Origin of the sequence: Enterobacter sp. A103 (genome assembly GCF_034427535.1) — a bacterium.
Classification (GTDB): domain Bacteria; phylum Pseudomonadota; class Gammaproteobacteria; order Enterobacterales; family Enterobacteriaceae; genus Enterobacter; species Enterobacter asburiae_B.
On sequence record NZ_JAXQPQ010000001.1, the window covers coordinates 114,185 to 130,710 of the forward strand.

14 protein-coding genes are annotated in these 16,526 nt (G+C 48.3%); 8 read left to right on the forward strand and 6 right to left on the reverse strand.

Annotated features, from left to right (window positions below):
* Positions 1-110: 110 nt before the first annotated feature.
* On the reverse strand, positions 111-647 hold the full coding sequence (locus SPH27_RS00575; RefSeq protein ID WP_182071199.1) for a hypothetical protein: 537 nt from the start codon (positions 645-647) through the stop codon (positions 111-113).
* Positions 648-673: 26 nt separating this feature from the next.
* Positions 674-1,366, reverse strand: a complete 693-nt coding sequence (locus SPH27_RS00580) for a LexA family transcriptional regulator (protein WP_143347150.1) — start codon at positions 1,364-1,366, stop codon at positions 674-676.
* A 127-nt stretch (positions 1,367-1,493) separates the two neighbouring features.
* Between SPH27_RS00580 and SPH27_RS00585 the strand changes: the two genes are divergently transcribed.
* From SPH27_RS00585 to SPH27_RS00605, 5 genes are all read left to right on the forward strand, one after another.
* Positions 1,494-1,745 carry a transcriptional regulator gene (locus SPH27_RS00585; protein ID WP_182071200.1) on the forward strand — a complete coding sequence of 84 codons (252 nt, stop codon included), beginning with the start codon at positions 1,494-1,496 and terminating at the stop codon, positions 1,743-1,745.
* Between the two features lie 29 nt (positions 1,746-1,774).
* Complete coding sequence (locus SPH27_RS00590) at positions 1,775-2,317, forward strand: toxin YdaT family protein (protein ID WP_182071201.1); 543 nt, start codon at positions 1,775-1,777, stop codon at positions 2,315-2,317.
* 84 nt (positions 2,318-2,401) lie between these two features.
* A complete protein-coding gene (locus SPH27_RS00595) occupies positions 2,402-3,313 on the forward strand; it encodes a replication protein (RefSeq protein ID WP_182071202.1) in 912 nt (303 codons plus the stop codon).
* A complete protein-coding gene (locus tag SPH27_RS00600) occupies positions 3,310-3,996 on the forward strand; it encodes a replication protein P (RefSeq protein ID WP_182071203.1) in 687 nt (228 codons plus the stop codon). The genes SPH27_RS00595 and SPH27_RS00600 overlap by 4 nt, the downstream gene beginning before the upstream one ends.
* A gap of 119 nt (positions 3,997-4,115) precedes the next feature.
* Positions 4,116-4,334, forward strand: coding sequence for a hypothetical protein (locus SPH27_RS00605; protein WP_047647982.1), 219 nt, complete (start codon positions 4,116-4,118; stop codon positions 4,332-4,334).
* Positions 4,335-4,660: 326 nt separating this feature from the next.
* Here the strand turns inward: SPH27_RS00605 and lpxP are convergent, their stop codons facing one another.
* Together lpxP and SPH27_RS23075 are read right to left on the reverse strand one after the other, a co-directional pair.
* Positions 4,661-5,569: a kdo(2)-lipid IV(A) palmitoleoyltransferase gene (lpxP, locus tag SPH27_RS00610; protein WP_047647981.1), complete on the reverse strand. Its 909-nt coding sequence runs from the start codon at positions 5,567-5,569 to the stop codon at positions 4,661-4,663.
* Positions 5,570-6,107: 538 nt separating this feature from the next.
* The gene (locus tag SPH27_RS23075) at positions 6,108-6,284 is read right to left on the reverse strand and encodes a YnfU family zinc-binding protein (RefSeq protein ID WP_213730113.1); all 177 of its coding nucleotides are present in this window, start codon (positions 6,282-6,284) and stop codon (positions 6,108-6,110) included.
* A gap of 152 nt (positions 6,285-6,436) precedes the next feature.
* On the opposite strand from SPH27_RS23075, the gene SPH27_RS00615 reads away from it, so the two are divergent.
* The gene (locus SPH27_RS00615; protein ID WP_039262743.1) at positions 6,437-6,670 is read left to right on the forward strand and encodes a hypothetical protein; all 234 of its coding nucleotides are present in this window, start codon (positions 6,437-6,439) and stop codon (positions 6,668-6,670) included.
* A 17-nt stretch (positions 6,671-6,687) separates the two neighbouring features.
* Here the strand turns inward: SPH27_RS00615 and SPH27_RS00620 are convergent, their stop codons facing one another.
* Both SPH27_RS00620 and SPH27_RS00625 read right to left on the reverse strand, forming a co-directional pair.
* Positions 6,688-15,270 (reverse strand): GH36-type glycosyl hydrolase domain-containing protein, encoded by an 8,583-nt coding sequence (locus SPH27_RS00620; protein ID WP_182071204.1) that lies wholly within the window; start codon positions 15,268-15,270, stop codon positions 6,688-6,690.
* A gap of 139 nt (positions 15,271-15,409) precedes the next feature.
* Complete coding sequence (locus tag SPH27_RS00625; RefSeq protein WP_213730115.1) at positions 15,410-15,574, reverse strand: YnfU family zinc-binding protein; 165 nt, start codon at positions 15,572-15,574, stop codon at positions 15,410-15,412.
* 350 nt (positions 15,575-15,924) lie between these two features.
* Here SPH27_RS00625 and SPH27_RS00630 point away from each other — a divergent pair, with 350 nt between their 5' ends.
* Together SPH27_RS00630 and SPH27_RS00635 are read left to right on the forward strand one after the other, a co-directional pair.
* A complete protein-coding gene (locus SPH27_RS00630; protein ID WP_063441146.1) occupies positions 15,925-16,149 on the forward strand; it encodes a DinI family protein in 225 nt (74 codons plus the stop codon).
* Positions 16,150-16,256: 107 nt separating this feature from the next.
* Positions 16,257-16,499: a hypothetical protein gene (locus tag SPH27_RS00635; RefSeq protein WP_072034227.1), complete on the forward strand. Its 243-nt coding sequence runs from the start codon at positions 16,257-16,259 to the stop codon at positions 16,497-16,499.
* Positions 16,500-16,526 lie beyond the last annotated feature (27 nt).

The following is a 16,526-nucleotide window of genomic DNA, read 5'->3' on the forward strand; positions in this document are numbered from 1 at the left end:
TTTTTTTGTGAATGGCTAAAAAAGTGATAGCTGTTGGGTTAAAAAGTTGGGGGAAAGAGGTGGAGTGGGTGGGTGAGGGCAGTAAAAAACCCGCCGGAGCGGGTTGGATGTTATTCTGTTTCTGGATTTATTTCTGGGGTAGAATATCCATTCAAATCGAAAGTGAACTGACGAGCTCCAGACTGATAAAAATCGGCCTCGATAATCAGTTTCTTATGTTTAGCTATATCCTGTAGAAACACTTTAGGATTTTCTAAGTAAATAACATCAGTACTACCATTATTTGGCCTGAGTGTTTTGTATTTCTGTATTTTTTCGTCATCAAATCTCACATTGATGTAACAACCATCATATGAAGGACAATTGAATTGCCCTTTAGTGATAATTAGGATTGCTTTATCTAGCTGAATATTGTCAGGGTTTTCACCTTCTTTTAGTTCGACTCTAGGGGAGCGCAGAACCATCGCCAGCCATGATCCGCCTTGATATGGTGGCTGTAAATCAACAGGTCGCTTTGAGTTAGTCTGTAGAATTTTCTCAGTTGTACCACGCATCTCATCTTTAGAATATGTTAACAACCATCTCGCAGACATTGCCTGAGAAGAAATCAAAGCTGTGCTTAAAATTGCAAATTTCAACCATTTCATAATTTTATTATTTCCGTGTTTTATCTTTACGCGAATCTTTTATAGTCAACAGACTGCCTAAGCAGAACTTTGGCCATCACATAAAATGTATCTTCATCTTCAGGTTCAACGTACCACTTTTCGTAAATCGGATTGTCGGATATTACCGCGAGGCGGTCACGCTGCATCTGAAGGCGCTTAACATGAAGGGTTTTGCCGAAGACAAATACATAAACCCCATCGCCGTCAAAATGCGTAACGCTGGTATCAACGAAAATTTGATCGCCAGGCGAAATGGTGCCATCCATGCTGTCGCCGTTAACCGTTATGACTTTGACGTGTGCAGCTGGTCGGTTGCCGAACAATGCGCGCGCTTGTTCAGTTGTATATTCAATGGCTCGGATAGTTTCAATGAAATCGCTGGTGACAGTTGCGCCCGGCCCAGCACTGGCTTTAACGTCGAGAACATCCACGCGGTAAACCCCATTCAATGACGGCTTAACCTGGTATAGCGCAGTCGGTTCTTTTAAGCCATTGGAAGCCATTTCCCCTTCGCCAGTAGACAGCCACTCCGGCCGCACTCCCAGAACAGAAGCGATCTCAACGGTTTTACGAGAGCCGTTCGCGTCCTTGAGTAACTTATTTACGCTTGACTGAGCCATGCCGACATCTTTGGCTAATCGGCCCTGTGTATATCCAGCATGTTTCATTGCCTGCGCCAGACGCTCCGAGAATCCCATATTCACCCCTATCACTGATTCCTTTAACTGTATCGCTCAAGCGATTATTTAGCAAAAAATCGCCTATGCGATTGACATTCGCTAAAGTGATAACCATAATCGCTTTGAACTGATAGCTGAGGTGATAATGAAGACCCCAACAGTAGAGAAGAACTCCGCAGTAGAGAAAGCGATCGCCATCGCTGGCAGCCAGAAAGAACTGGCAAAACGTTGCGGTAAAGCGCAGTCCACTATCTGCGACTGGCTAAACGGAAAGAAACGCATCTCCCCGGTTCACGTTCCTGAACTGGTGGAAGCGGTTGGTGGTGAAATCCAGGCTCATGAATTTCGCCCGGACCTGCCGTCTATCTTTCCACCCCCTGACAACCATGCCGCTTAACGGCGGCCCTAACAACGAAAGAGAAAGCAATGCATTCACTTGCGTATCAGAAGAATACCGGAATACACCCGGGAGAAATGATAAACCACGCTCAACCTAAGGCGGCTCCAGACCACGAAAAGATCCGCGAAGTGGTCCGGGCGTGGTCGTCGGCGCTGAACAATCAGGACGTCGTGTCAGCGCTGATCATCAACGAATACCGGGAGCGGGGCGGAACAGCCATCAGCTTCCCAGAGGATATCGGCCGTGCGCGCCAGAAGCTGTTTCGCTTCCTGGATAACCGTTTCGACTCTGAGCAGTACCGCGAGAATGTCCGCCAGCTGGCCCCGGCAATCATGGCCGTCCTGCCGCTGGAGTTCCGTAACCGTCTGGCGCCGAAGAACGACACAATGTCGCTGATCGCCTCTGCGATGAAAGAGTGTGCCGAGGCTAAGCAGGCTGTCCTGCTGGACGCTCCAGAGCTTCAGAAGCTGAAAGAGGTAAGCGAGGGGATAGCGTCGCTGTTCCGCCTCATGCCGGAGCAAGTAGGTCCTTTGATGACAATGGTCACAACCATGCTGGGGGCAATATGAAGACTTCGGAAAAGGCGAAAGCCGCGGTGCTCGAACACCAACGGCTTTCAGTTGCAAAAACGGAGTGTAATTGCGGAGCTAAGTATGTCAAACACAGCTGAAATTATCAATTTCCCCCATAGAACCGAACAACCGGGAGGTCGTATGGCCGACCTGTCGAATGGGTATACCAAGGTCGCTAACGAGATCCAACAGCTCAAGCCTCGTCTGAGAATGTCAGGCCGGGAGTGGCAGTGTTTTGAGGCGGTGATCTGGCTTACCTACGGCTGGAACAAGAAGCAGGACCGCGTTACTAACACGGTGATTGCCGAGCTTACAGGGCTGAGTGATTCGCATGTTTCTGATGCGCTCAAATCGCTCGCAGAACGCAAAATCATCTTCAGTCAGAAGCAAGGCGTGATGAAAACGGTCGGTATAAATACTGACCTTTCTGCCTGGATTTTAGACAAACCGAAAACGGGAAAAGTCTTCCCGAAATCGGGAAAAGTGTTACCGAAAACGGGAAAAACCTTCCCGGAAACGGTAGACACCCAAGACTATAACAAGAACAATATTAAAATATCCTCGTCTCGGAATTCTGACGAATCCCGAAACCAGAAAACTGAAAAGTTTCTCTCACGCCATCCAGAAGCTGCCGCCGGGATATACACCCCGGCAGGTAAATCATGGGGATCCGCTGACGACCTCAAGGCCGCTCGCTGGATTTACGACAGGCTTCTCACCGTCAACGCATCGCTATCCGAACCCAATTGGGCTGAATGGGCAAACACCATCAGGCTGATGCGTGTCCAGGACAAGCGCACTCACTACGAAATCTGTGACTTGTTCCAGTGGGCCAACCGGGATGAGTTCTGGAAAGACAACATCCTGAGCCCCTCGAGTCTACGCAAACAGTGGGATCAGCTGACTACCAAGCGGCTGCGTGCAGCCGGAACGGCATACCGGGGCGGCATCGACCTGCATAACACCGACTGGATTGACGGGGTGCTGGAATGAAAAATCTTGCCGAGAGCATTCTCGATTTTGACCGGGAACAGGCCCGCCGAGTGGCGCAAAACTTGCCTGAGCAGTACACCGAGCGCGAACAAACGCAGCAGGTGGCGCAGATTATCAACGGGCTGTTCGTACAGCTGGCGGCCGCGTTCCCGGCAAGCCTGGTTAATCGCAGCCAGGAAGACGTGAATGAGATCCGCCGTCAGTGGGTGCTGGCCTTCAAAGAAAACGGGATCACTACCCTGGAACAGGTTGAAGCGGGTATGCGAATAGTGCGTCGCCAGGAGCGCCCATTCCTGCCTTCGCCAGGTCAGTTCATCAAGTGGTGCAGGGAAGGGCGCAGCGTGCTGGGGATCACTACCGCTGACGTGATGGCTGAATACTGGAAGTGGCGCAAGCTGGTGTTCCGGTACCCGAGCAGTGAGCAGTATCCGTGGCCGAAGCCAGTTTATTACCATATATGCCTCGAACTGCGGCGCCGGGGAACTGATGGGCAGTTGAGCCATAAAGAGCTCGAGCGTGAGGCTGGCGAGATTCTGGGTATGTGGGAAAAGCGGGTGCTAGCTGGGAAGCCGATTCCGCCTGTTCGGCGGGCGCTGGTAGCGCCAGTATCGCCGAAGGGACCGACCCCAGCAGAGCTTTTGAAAGCTAAATATGAGCGCCTAAAAGATGAAGGGAGAGTTTAACTGTGCGAGCAAAGATTCTTCAGATTCGTACCATACAGCGAATGAGTAGAAGGCTTTGTTTCCACAACGTGTTATAAACAAGTTACAAGTCGCCTCCTCTGGCGACAAAGAGGCATGGCATGAAATTACGAATCACAAGAGCAATCGGCCTCAGCAAGTTCTCGCCACGTTGGGTTAAGGTTATCTGTTTACGGTTGACTAAAAACGATATTGAGCGCTCCCTCAACGCGCTTCTGGCCACAATTGATGAAACTGAACTCTCTTCGGAGCAAGTCAAAGCATTGAGGGAATGCGTTGACAGAATCAACCTGGCAAGGGGAAAGGGGATGCAAGCGTGAGCGCTACTGCTATTGAGCCGAAAGAGATTTTTTATACCACATGCTCATTGCTGAACACATAAAGCGTAGCTGAAGTGACTGATGCTGACTGAGTGATGCGCGGAGAAATAGTTGTCTAATAACTCAATCATATTAATCACTTTTCCCATGGTACCTTTTTTATCTTGAGGATTAGGCAGTACGAAATCCTAGCTTTGGCCGCTCTATTGGATCCTACACCTCTGAACTGCTAAGGACGGAATATGAACGGATGAAAGCTAGCATGAGGTGCGAGTGGTGTTGAGAAAGGTCCACTGGACAATCATTTGAATAATTCTGTGAAAAATTCATTTGTATAAAGAGTCTTCTCCTTCTGGGCGCGTTTTGAACCTTCGATGCATCCACAGGTATTGCTCAGGGGCGCGGAGGATTTCACGCTCGATGATTTTATTCATATAAGCAGCTGCAGCGATATTATCGTCCTCCGGATATCCTAACAATGGATTACTGATATACATATGATAACCTTTTTTATCGCTCCGTCGAATCATGCTAAGTGTGATCAAATTTGCTCCAGCGAGTTTTGAAAGTGCGTACGTTCCGTTCGTTGTGGCTGCTTTTTTTACCGAGAAAAAGGGTGCGAAAACGCTCCCCTTAGGCCCGTAATCCTGATCTGGTGCAAACCACACAGCTTCACCGGCCTTGAGTGCATGAACTAAGCGAGATAGATTACGTCGATCAATCATAGCTTTATTTGAACGCATACGTCCTTTTGTCTGAACCCATTCCATCAATGGATTGTTGTGCGGCCGATATGTTGCCATCATTGGATGGCATAACCCCATTACTCTTCCGCATAGTTCAAGCGACATGAAATGAATCCCGACAACCATTACCCCTCCGGTTGCGTTAGCCAAGTTTTCAATCCCTTCTACGTCAAACCACTTTTTGACTCTCGCATCGCTCCAGAACCAGGCCATGCCAGTTTCCATCAGTCCCAGCCCGAGAGAAACAAAGTTATTATTTATCATCTGGCTTCGGGCAATCGGAGTCATATCGGGAAAACAGAGTTCAATATTCCTAACCGCTATACTTTCTCTACGTTTTAAAAAGGGCCTGGAGATTTTTCCAAGACCGGAACCAAGAGTATATAAAACCGGATAAGGAAGTTGGACTATAACCCACAGAAGTGCCAAGCCTGCCCAGGAAAACCAGTGGCGGGGATGAAGTAATTTGTATGTAAAGAGTTGTGACATAAATTTCCCTAAGTTAATGAAGGTTGTAATGCACATGGATAATTTGAAAATTTGTTTTTCAGCGGAACGTTTCATTTAGATAATTGAGTTTTTTTCTGAATTCAGGGGGACAGATTGCGTGTGGGAGTGGATGCTCACTAAATGGTTTAGTGAGGCGAAAAAATTCTTTTTCTATAAGACTCAATGGGTTATTAACGATATTCGAGGAATTGCCTTCTGGATTCATCCTCCCCAACATACTCAAAAGATAGAAGACGAATTGGGATTAAGTTATAAAACCAATAGCAATCATTTCGTTGAATAACTTCGCCTGGCTTGAAACATATCCCTGATGCTTCCCGAACAATTGCATATTTACCATTGCTAAATTTCACTCTGTGGATATAGAAATGTTGACCGATCTGTCCATGACAGCTGTTCGAAAGTATATCTCCTTCAATAAAAACAGATTTTTTATCTTTCATCATAATGCCCTCTACCACTATACTATAAAAGGAATGTTGGCATTTACAGATATCAGTTAAGTTGCAGGAACTGTTCAGCCGCCGATGCACCAGCATTCTGATGGCCTGAACAACAGTCCGCAGGCAGGACATTCCAGAACAGCATTTTTTCTTAGTTTACCTGCTTTCTGATTGGCTCTGTATGCGCATACCGGGCAAGCAACATGGACCGGTCTTTCTTTAAAATGTCTAAGTCCCTCTGTAAATGACATAAAATAACCTCTGAAAAATATAATATTTATTATACGCTTTAAAATATAAATTGTCGGGTTAAGTTATGAATATTTATTGCTGAATAAAATATGAGCTTTTAGAAAACAACAGTTTGATTTATGTTACAATATCCTTCCATGAGAAATTTATGATGAAATCAGAAGACACTCTTGACTGGTACCCAGCGCAGTTGCCGCCAGTAAAAATTATTTTAGGTGAAGCAGTGCTTGCTGTGGGTAAACAGGGAAGGCCCATTAATACCCGGACCTTGCTCGAGTATCTTCAAGTCATGCAAGGTAAGCAAAAAAGACGTGATGATAAAGTTGCTATGCAGACTGCGATTGAAGTGCTTAGAGACAATCAGCGCATTAACGGTAGGCGTTAATGCGCTCTTAAGATCCCTTAGTTCTGAGTGATCTCTACTATGTGTCTTTGACCATCCTGCTTTAAAGGTATTCGGTCATCAGACAGTTCGATACCATCTAGTATGACCTGATACTCCCCGTTGCCACGTGTAATGGTAATCTCGTAATGACTTTCGTCATGCTGATATGTCAGAGAAAAAGACTCCCACTCTGCTGGTAACAGGGCATGTATGGTCAAGATATCACCGGAACGTTTTATGCCCATCAATTCTTCTGTAAGAAGACGATAGGCCCAACCCGCTGATCCGGTGTACCAACTCCAACCTGCACGTCCAGTATGTGGCGCGATGCTGTAAACATCTGCACTCATTACGTATGGTTCTGCTCTGTAAATCGCAACTTCTTCGTCAGTAGACGCGTGGTTTATTGGATTGATCAGTGACCAGAGTTGCCACGCACGCTCTGCATTTCCCATTCGGGCAAATGCCATCACGGCCCAGATAGCACCATGAGTATATTGCCCGCCATTTTCACGCACACCAGGCACATAACCCTGAATGTAACCGGGATTTGGTCCGTGTCCATCGAATGGAGGCGAAAGTAGCTTTATCAACCTGGATTCGGAGTTTACCAAATGCTTGTCCAGAGCCTGCATTGATTTACCGGCACGTCCACAGTCAGTCGCACCGGATAAAACGGACCAACTTTGAGCTATTGCATCAATCCGGCAGTCTTGAGAACTTTTGGAGCCTAAAGGCGTTCCATCGTCAAAATATCCACGCCGAAACCATTCCCCGTCCCAGGCTGTCGCATTCAGATTTTTCTGCAAGTGTTCCGCCTCCGTGCGACACAGCGATGCTACAAGCTTATCTTGCTGACGATCAGCGAGCGTCGCGAAACGCTTTAAAATGTCGAACAGGAAGAACCCGAGCCAAACGCTTTCACCTTTTCCTTCGATGCCGACCCGGTTCATCCCATCGTTCCAGTCGCCAGCGCCCATTAGCGGCAGACCATGTTGTCCAAAACGAAGCCCATGCTTAATGGCTTTAACGCAGTGTTGCCATAGCGTCTCTTCGGTGTGGCTGATTAGTGGAGTATCGTAAACGGACTCTTCTCCAGGCTGGAGCTGACGTCCTTCCAGATAAGGAATCATCTGCTCTAGTATTCCGATATCCTCAGAAGTGTCGACGTAGTGACAGACGGCGAGCGGGAGCCAGAGAAAATCATCTGAACATCGCGTGCGTACGCCGTTACCGTGAGGTGGATGCCACCAGTGCTGCACATCGCCTTCAATAAACTGTCTTGACGCACATAGTACTATTTGGTCGCGCAGGCGTTCCGGTGCAGCGTGGGTCAGTGCTAATGTATCCTGGAGTTGATCCCGAAAACCAAATGCGCCACCCGATTGATAATAACCACTGCGCGCCATGAGTCGACAGGCCATTGTCTGATACAGAAGCCAACCGTTAACTAGCTTATCAACTGAATGGTCTGGTGTATTGACCACTATCTTATCCAGCATGCGGTGCCAGTGACGATGGACATTGTCCAACTCCTGTCGAACGATATTTTCATCCAAATAATGAGCGAGTATAGTCTGAGCCCGGGCGGAGTTTTCCTCGCTGCCGAGTACAAAAATAAAGGTCTTCTGATCACCGTCAATTAGGGTGGTAACAGACTGAACTGCACCGCATGGATCCAAACCGGCGCCCGTATTTCCCGATAAACTGCGAAGCTTCATTGCGGCCGGTTTTTGCAAAGAGCCATTGCGGCCAATAAACTCTCGGCGATCACCTGTCAACGAACAATGAGGATCGTTGACAGCGAAAAATGCAATGCGTCCTTCGCCGTTAGCTCCGTAAAAGTTATTTGCTGTAACTCCACTACCAGCCGGCACGATCACCGTATGTGTAACGATATGGGGAGCAGAACGCGAGCGTGATTCCCCAAGCGTCCACTCTACGTACCCTGTGACCGATAATTTGCGCGTGCGGCCCGAATTGTTACTAAGCGTCAGAAGTGCCAACTTAACAGGATCGTGTTCGCTAACCAGTATTGTCAACTCGCTATCTATACCACTATCGCGGTGCGCGAATACGCTGTAGCCAAAACCATGACGGGTTAAATAATCCCCGCGGCCACGCACAGGTAATGTCGTGGGTGACCATACCGTTCCGCTCTCTTCATCACGAATATAAAAAACCTCACCGCTACGGTCGCTTACTGGATCGTTTTCCCAGGGGGTTAAACGATATTCATGAGCGTTCTCATACCAACTGTAAGCCTGTCCGGCTTCTGAAATGACGCTACCAAAACAGGAGTTTGCCAGCACATTTGACCAAGGGGCCGGCGTTGGAACATTTTCCTTCAGGATAATCTGATACTCCCGTCCATCCTCAGAAAACCCTCCATGCCCATTGAAGTTGAACATATGTTCTATATGCGGCGTCCAGTCTTCGTGTCGATTGCTTCCCTCAGTGACAAAAGGTACAAATGGCCTTTGCGGTTTAATTGACGAGTGGAGCCGCTGATTAAGTTGCTCGTTTAGCCCGCCGGCGCGATCGTCAAGATGCATACATGCAACGCTCATCAACAATTGCTTATCTTCGGAAGACAAATGCTCCCCGTTACGGACAAAAATGCCGCCAGGTTTATCCAGCAGGCTGGCTTCTGAACCGGCATAGATTAAATCCATAATCAGTGTTTGTAGGGCCTGCTGATAGCCACCGGCGCTGTTATTGAGGATAACAAGGTCCACTTCAAGCCCTTTTAGTCGCCAGTAACGATGAGCTTGAATCAGTGTAGTGATAGAGGTCATACTCTCATCGCTGGTCACGCTATGCAGTACAATCGGTAGATCACCTGAAATACCCCAGCCCCACAGTCCGGACTGACCGCGGCGGTTACGGCTTATGACTTGAACGTCGGCGCGTAGTTCCTGACAGGAATAGAGCACAGCGCTAGCGAGTCGGTTAAACAGCGTTGCGTCATCTTCGCTAGCATTTATCTGCCTGAGCACTACCAGACTGTGCGACCAGGCAAGCTCAAAAACACGCTCAGCGATTGGGTAATCACGGTATTTTTCCAATAATGCCTTGCTTTGCTGACGGCTCTCACTGATGCCATAAACGATATCAATCGTTATCGGAATGCCTGGCATGAGTCTCACAACTTGTCGGATCGCTAGTACAGGATCCAGCACGGCACCGGAAGTATTGCTGAGCGGCCCGTTAGCATAGATAGCAGCGGCATCAGCCGGACTTCTGCCCCTCCCAATAAACTTAGCTCGGTCTGTTTCAAACGAGGCTTCATTATGATCATTGCTATGCACCACCATCATGTGAAACAGAAATGGGCTCGGTTCATCTTGAGAACGCGGTCGTCGATGGCAAAGAATAGCGTCCCGACTGTGATCAATCTCAGTTTCAATGAACAAATTACTGAATGCCGGATGCGCTAGATCACTGGTTTCTGGAGCAATCACTACTTCAGCATACGTTGTTAGCTCAAGCGTTCGCGGTAGACGGCCATGGTGTACCAGGGTGACACGCCGCAGCTCTATATCATCTTCCGGGGAAACCACAACCTGTGTCCTAACGCTTAGGGCTCCCAAGGTACGCCTGAATTCTGCGCCTGCGTCGGTGAAGATTATCTCATCGCTGCTGTTCGCATTTCCGCCCATGGGCTGCCAAGTATTGCTCCACACCTCATTCGTATGCGGATCACGGATATAACAGAACGATCCCCAGTTATCACGGGTTGTATCGCTGCGCCAGCGGGTAACTGAAATCGAATTCCAACGGCTGTACCCTCCACCACCTGGCGTCAGCATCAAATGGTAATGCCCATTTGAGAGCAGTTGTATTTCCGGAGTAGGGCTGTCTACATGACTGAAAACTCTCGGTTCATATCGCACCGGTTTAACCCTTCCTTCATGGGATTCAAAATGACGGCGAGGGCTGTAAAGATCGACTGAATCCGGGACGCGTTCCTGCAAAAGAAGATTCGCCGACATAAAGGTGGGGCTTGTCATAAATCGCTCGCTCATTGGGGCATCAAGCAGGATATGCGCTAGCGCCTGGAATCCCATCCCCTGGTGGTGTGCCATCCAGGACTGTACAACCGCGTACAGTTGCCCGGTAGCAAGCCGCGATGGCGTGTAGTCCAGCGCTTCATAAAACCCGTATTCGCCATGTGCGCCGCTCTGCTCCAGTCTAAGCAAGTTTTCACAGGCCTTCTGGGGGGAAACGAGCAGAGCCAGTAGTGTTGCATACGGCGCGACAACCATATCGTCCGCAAGTCCTCGGCGAAGACCGAGTCCAGGTACCCCAAATGCCTGATACTGATAATTACTCTGGACATCAAATGCATGATAGCCGGACTCAGAGACGCCCCATGGTACGCCACGTTCCTTGCCCCAGTTAATCTGGCGTGTCACTGCGGATTTGCCCATTTCATCAAGCAAACTGCCGCGCCAGTTTGGCATCACCAGATTCGGCATCAGGTATTCAAACATCGAGCCGCTCCATGACATCAACGCGGTTTCATTGTCGATATTGGTGAACAACCTTCCCAACGCATACCAGCTTTTCATCGGAAGCTGATTTGTCGCGATAGCGAGATAACTTGTCAGCCTGATTTCAGAGGGCAGAAGGTCATAGTGGCTTTTATCGGCGGTATTTGTGTCGCAGTTATATCCGACACTCAGTAGGCTGGTAGCTTCGCTGTAGAGAAAGGCAAAATCCATTCGTGCATGGTCATTTAATCTCTTTTCAAGTTCGCTGATGATATCCAGCCGCAAACGGGCGTGAGTAATTACTGGTGCAGGAGGCGTTCCTTCTCCGGTATCGGTACTCTGCGCCAACCAGCTTAGTGTTGGCAGTGTCTCGCTTTGGTATGTAGGGGGTATCCACGCGAGCAGATGTGACCATTCGTGGCATAATTCAACCAACTGATGCTCCAGATGTTCGGCCCAGCGCACCACAAGATCGCCTTCCTGCTGACTCGCAGCGGTGAGATGTTTGCACTGAGTTCGCATCTTTTTAAGTTCGCTGTAAAGAGCTCCCGGAGGTAGTTCCGCTGAGCTGAAACACTGCTTTTGAAGCTCTTTAAGCGAATCCGGTGCCCCCGGCCCCCAGTGTTTTTCAAGAAGTAATAATGTATCGATTAACCCTGCAAGTATTCTTTCGACATTCAAAATGGGCTGGTTTCGCATGGCTAATAACCCTTCACGCAGAGTTAACAAATGTCCGGCCATATTACCGCTGTCCACGCTTGATACGTAACGTGGACTCAGCGGCGCAAGCGTTCGAGTGTCATACCAGTTAAATAAATGACCACGAAAATGTTCCATATTATCAAGAGAGTCGAGCGTGAGCGTTATGCGTTGTAAGACGCTACCGCCTGGCAAATAGCCAAAATCCCAAGCAGTAAGGTTAGCCAGTAGTGATAACCCAATGTTGGTTGGAGATGTACGGTGCGCGATCGTCGGCTGCGGTATTTCCTGGTAATTATCAGGGGGGAGCCAATTTTCTTTCGCTGTGGCGAAGGTCTCAAAAAAAGACCATATTTCTCGGCTTGTCTGTCTCAGCAGAAGTTTCTGTTTCTGATCTGGCAAAAAGGGCTTACACGCGGGTTGGCGGCTCAGCCAAGCCATAATAATGGGAGATATGCACCACCCGACGCTAATGGGCAATGCAATGAACATCATCAGCGGATCAAACACCAATGCTAGTGATGCGAGACTCAGACCGCAGGCAACATTCAGCCACATTGCCCGATAAAAACCTAAAACAGAGATACTGGATTGGTAGTTATCTGGGTTATAGCTTACCCATTGGTTGAGGTTACGCTGGCTTATACCTAGTCGCCAAAGCGTAACTCCAATAGCGTATAATGAGTAACAGGCCTCGTGGGGTAGTATCATAAATGTGAGACCGATACGTGAAACGCGCTTCAAGGCTCCAGCTGAAACCAGTTGCAGATGTTGTTTAAGGGGACGGCGGTGCGGTTTATGAACGAGATCCCATGCTATGCTAAGCGCCGCAGGAAGAAACCATATTAGCGTTAGCACGCTAAACCAGTATAAAGGGTTGGGGAGCCAGAGCAGCGTGCTAAATACAAGCAGCATGATCGACGGCGCTACCAGGCTGCGTCGGAGATTATCCAATAACTTCCAGCGAGAAAGGATGGACAATGGATTTTTTTCCCTACTTCCGTCAGCTTTTCTGACCCGAACCCTCAGCCAATTGAGCAGTTGCCAATCTCCTCGGATCCAGCGCGTACGACGTGCGACGTCTGAGAGATAATTAGTTGGATATTGTTCGTAAAGTAAAACGTTGCTCAGCAGACCAGAGCGGGCGTAACATCCTTCCAGCAGGTCGTGACTGAGTACGAGATTTTCCGGACAGACGTTGGCAGTGGACTGGACAAAAATATCTACGTCATAGATACCTTTGCCTACGAACGATCCCTCGCCGAAAAGATCCTGATATATATCTGAAGACATCATCGAATAGGGATTATTACCCGGGACGCTGCTGCGCATGGCGGCGTAACGCCCCTGACCGTAAAGAGGCATTTCCTCTGCTAAGCCTGGCTGTAAAATTCCGTACCCTTTAACGACTCGTTGGAACGTTGGATCATATACTGGTTTGTTCAGCGGATGCGCCATTGTGGCCACCAGTTTATGGGCTGTATCACGAGGCAGGAGCGTATCACTGTCAAGAGTGATGACGTATTTAATCCGTCCGGGCAAAGCCTGCGAGGGAAGGTCTGCAACGCTCGAAAACTGGGTTCCCGGTTGGCGTAACCAGCTGTTAAGAAGAGCTAGTTTGCCCCGCTTGCGTTCATATCCCATCCAGATTCTCTGCGAATCGTTCCACTCCCGCTGGCGGTGCAGTAGATAAAATCGAGATCGGCCGCTAGGGTTGCGCCGATTAAGTCTCTGCATCTCAGCAATCGCTTGCCTTAAAAGGACAGTGTTTTCCTCGGTATCCTCAGTTGATGAATCCGGAAAATCGGTAAGAAGTGCAAAGCAGAGATTTTCATCCTGATTGCCAAGGCTGCAGACTTCCAGGCGGAAGAGAAGTTTGCAGAGGCTTTCATAGCTTGTCAGCATGCAAGGGATCGCAACCATTGTGGCATATTCAACTGGTATCCCACTTGAAAAGTCCATCCGCGGCAGAGGCCTGGGAATACGAAAGCGTGTCGTTGCTTCGCTAAGCATATCGCTGGCGAGTTGACTAATGGCAACAATAAGGGGGAGTGCTAGGGGGATGAGCAGCCAGAATATACCCTGTAGTGCAGTTTCATACAATATGGTAGCTGAAGCGGCCGTGGTCAAAAGACTCAGGCTACCAAGCCATGACAGAAGGGGCGATTTATTCATACTCTGCCGCAGCCGTTTCAATAGAGACCTTTCAGCTGACAACAGTTTTTCAAGTTGTGGCCTTCCACCCCCAAGCAGAAAATAACCGATATGTCGGTGCTCAGGATCTAGACTCGGTTCGCAAGACATTGCCATCACACGGTTTGCAACTTCCGGCTCACTTAAGATCGCATCCCTGGCAAGCGTTTCAATCACATGGCGATAATGATCTCGGGTGTCGAAGTGCATGTGAGGATATATACCAGCTGGGTCAAGGCGTAATGTTTGCTCGACTACGCTGATGGTCTCTGCAAAATCAGACCAGTTCGTTTCATTCAGCAGACGTAAACCCGAAATACTGTTACTGACGGAAAGCTGGCTGGCGGCAAGCTGCTGATTGAAGCGATGAATCAGGACCTCAGTTGTAACACCTTGCTCTGCAAGACGTTGTTCAATCCAATTCAGAGGGAGTGCAAGAGCATTGCCATGTCCCTGCAGACGACGAACCATTTCAGCGACAAAGGCACTGCTCAGCGGAGGGTGAGTACGCGCCATATCGGCAACAATCATAATTAGGTCGGCGGGAGCATTCTCTGCACAATCAAAAATCCGCGTTATCCACATATCTGCAAGATTTCGCTCCTGCTGGGCTTGGGTCACTTCGTTGCTCACACGACGCAGGTTTTCAATCAGCGCTAGACGCAGCATTCCTGGCAAAGCCCATATCTCCCCCAACGTCAGAGGTGTCACCTCTTGATAGGCGGAAATATAACTGGTAAGACTGCTGGTGTCCCAGCGTCCGTCGCCATGCGCTATGGCCTCTGAGGCTAAGTCATAAATTCTGGGACATCTATGCGGGTAGGCTAGTAGCGGAAGACCCTTACCAAAGCTTTTCGGTAAGTGCTGGCGTACCATGCGAATCTGCTCTTCAATCAGGTAATAGTTGTCCAGCAGCCACTCACCTGCGGGCATGATACTCGTTTTTTTTCCTGCATTGAGTAGATAGCAACATCGCGTAATTATCGTTTCATTGTCAGTTAGTCGTTTAAGAAGGTAGTACGGTAGTATTTCCGGAGACAATTTGTGCGTACGAGCCAGTTTTTTTCCAAAGCGTTCCAACTGAGGGGTAGAAAACAGTTCCGAACGTAAATAGTTTTCTCCTCCCCAATCGTTGACTGTGGCTGATATGTGTGCGCTGCCTTCGGGCAGAATACGAGATCGCTTAAACCACGCGATATGTTTCATTTTCATAGGGTTGCTCTTTTGCTACGTTAACGCGCAGGAGCAGATGCGAAATCAGTTCAGAAACGTTCTCTCAGGATGGGCGTAAGGCATCGGGGATTTTGACAACTGCTGATATTATATTAAGTGTAGAACATCGGCTGTGAAGCTAGCGCGGAGAGATAAAAAGTGCTTTACACCCCGGACAGAGCATGGGGCTTTTTAGACGCAGTTTAGAGGAAGACTGAGCGGATTTTAATCCGCAAACAGGGCAGGTGACGGTGGTGGTTAATACGCTTCCAAAAAGTTTCATTGCGTAATCGATAACAGACATGATGATTAGCCTCTCAATGAATGTATTTCACTCTATCACATCTGGCTAAAATTAAACCAATTTAAAAGTCACCCAATTTTTTAACATAAGTGATGTTTTTTTCTCTTTTCTAACACATCGCTTTCATGTCCGATTTAGAAGCGAATGAATTCCAACCTTTTAAAATCCTTATGTTATTTTGCGACGCGAGATCAGTTTTATCTAGGTTGCCGCCTGGATTGAACACTTGATTTGTTCTACAAGAAAAATCGGTTGATTCAAATCCGATGTTCTGAAAGCGTTGCAAAACCCGTAAGATATGTTTATAAATATACTGTATATACATACAGTAATTCATTGCGGAGGGAAAAATGAAAATCGAGTTAACCATTGATCGCATGAAGAAACTTCCTGATGGATCTATACCTGCGCTCGAGTCAGAACTGCTGAAAAGGCTCAGCAAGCAGTTTGATGATTGCCAGCTTACGATTAAGCGTGCCAGCCATGATGGGCTGACTGTTTTCGGGGGTGACAAGAAAGAGGTCGAACATATCGTGCAGGAGACCTGGGAAAGCGCTGACGAGTGGTTTAATTAATCGCGTGAATTTCACTGGAGCAGTTTCAAAGAGTATTGCTGTTTGCGCTCCCCTGGCTGTTCCCGATTACTGTTTACCGTGTCAATAAGTCGCTCTGGGGGAAAATAGTGTGTAGTGCAGATGCCTTTAATGCAGATGATCAATGGTACGACGTTGTCAGAAGGGCCGATAACGCAGTCATCTATAGCTTCCCGGCGGAAGGGAGATATCTGGTTTATCGAGTAAATGGAATAGTTTCATTACGACCGTTACTCGACGAGGAAGAAATCTTCACTCTCAACGGGTTTATGCAATTTGCAAAACGACTGGGGTACCGAGTTACACCACCGTCTGATATTATTCTTTCATAGGCCTGAACACCCTATACCTGATGCGCC

What these genes read in the sequence shown, in the direction of transcription:
- SPH27_RS00575 (WP_182071199.1), bottom strand. Translation starts at nt 647, where the DNA reads ATGAAATGGTTGAAATTTGCAATTTTAAGCACAGCTTTGATTTCTTCT.
- SPH27_RS00580 (WP_143347150.1), bottom strand. Translation starts at nt 1,366, where the DNA reads ATGGGATTCTCGGAGCGTCTGGCGCAGGCAATGAAACATGCTGGATAT.
- SPH27_RS00585 (WP_182071200.1), top strand. Translation starts at nt 1,494, where the DNA reads ATGAAGACCCCAACAGTAGAGAAGAACTCCGCAGTAGAGAAAGCGATC.
- SPH27_RS00590 (WP_182071201.1), top strand. Translation starts at nt 1,775, where the DNA reads ATGCATTCACTTGCGTATCAGAAGAATACCGGAATACACCCGGGAGAA.
- SPH27_RS00595 (WP_182071202.1), top strand. Translation starts at nt 2,402, where the DNA reads ATGTCAAACACAGCTGAAATTATCAATTTCCCCCATAGAACCGAACAA.
- SPH27_RS00600 (WP_182071203.1), top strand. Translation starts at nt 3,310, where the DNA reads ATGAAAAATCTTGCCGAGAGCATTCTCGATTTTGACCGGGAACAGGCC.
- SPH27_RS00605 (WP_047647982.1), top strand. Translation starts at nt 4,116, where the DNA reads ATGAAATTACGAATCACAAGAGCAATCGGCCTCAGCAAGTTCTCGCCA.
- lpxP (WP_047647981.1), bottom strand. Translation starts at nt 5,569, where the DNA reads ATGTCACAACTCTTTACATACAAATTACTTCATCCCCGCCACTGGTTT.
- SPH27_RS23075 (WP_213730113.1), bottom strand. Translation starts at nt 6,284, where the DNA reads ATGTCATTTACAGAGGGACTTAGACATTTTAAAGAAAGACCGGTCCAT.
- SPH27_RS00615 (WP_039262743.1), top strand. Translation starts at nt 6,437, where the DNA reads ATGAAATCAGAAGACACTCTTGACTGGTACCCAGCGCAGTTGCCGCCA.
- SPH27_RS00620 (WP_182071204.1), bottom strand. Translation starts at nt 15,270, where the DNA reads ATGAAAATGAAACATATCGCGTGGTTTAAGCGATCTCGTATTCTGCCC.
- SPH27_RS00625 (WP_213730115.1), bottom strand. Translation starts at nt 15,574, where the DNA reads ATGTCTGTTATCGATTACGCAATGAAACTTTTTGGAAGCGTATTAACC.
- SPH27_RS00630 (WP_063441146.1), top strand. Translation starts at nt 15,925, where the DNA reads ATGAAAATCGAGTTAACCATTGATCGCATGAAGAAACTTCCTGATGGA.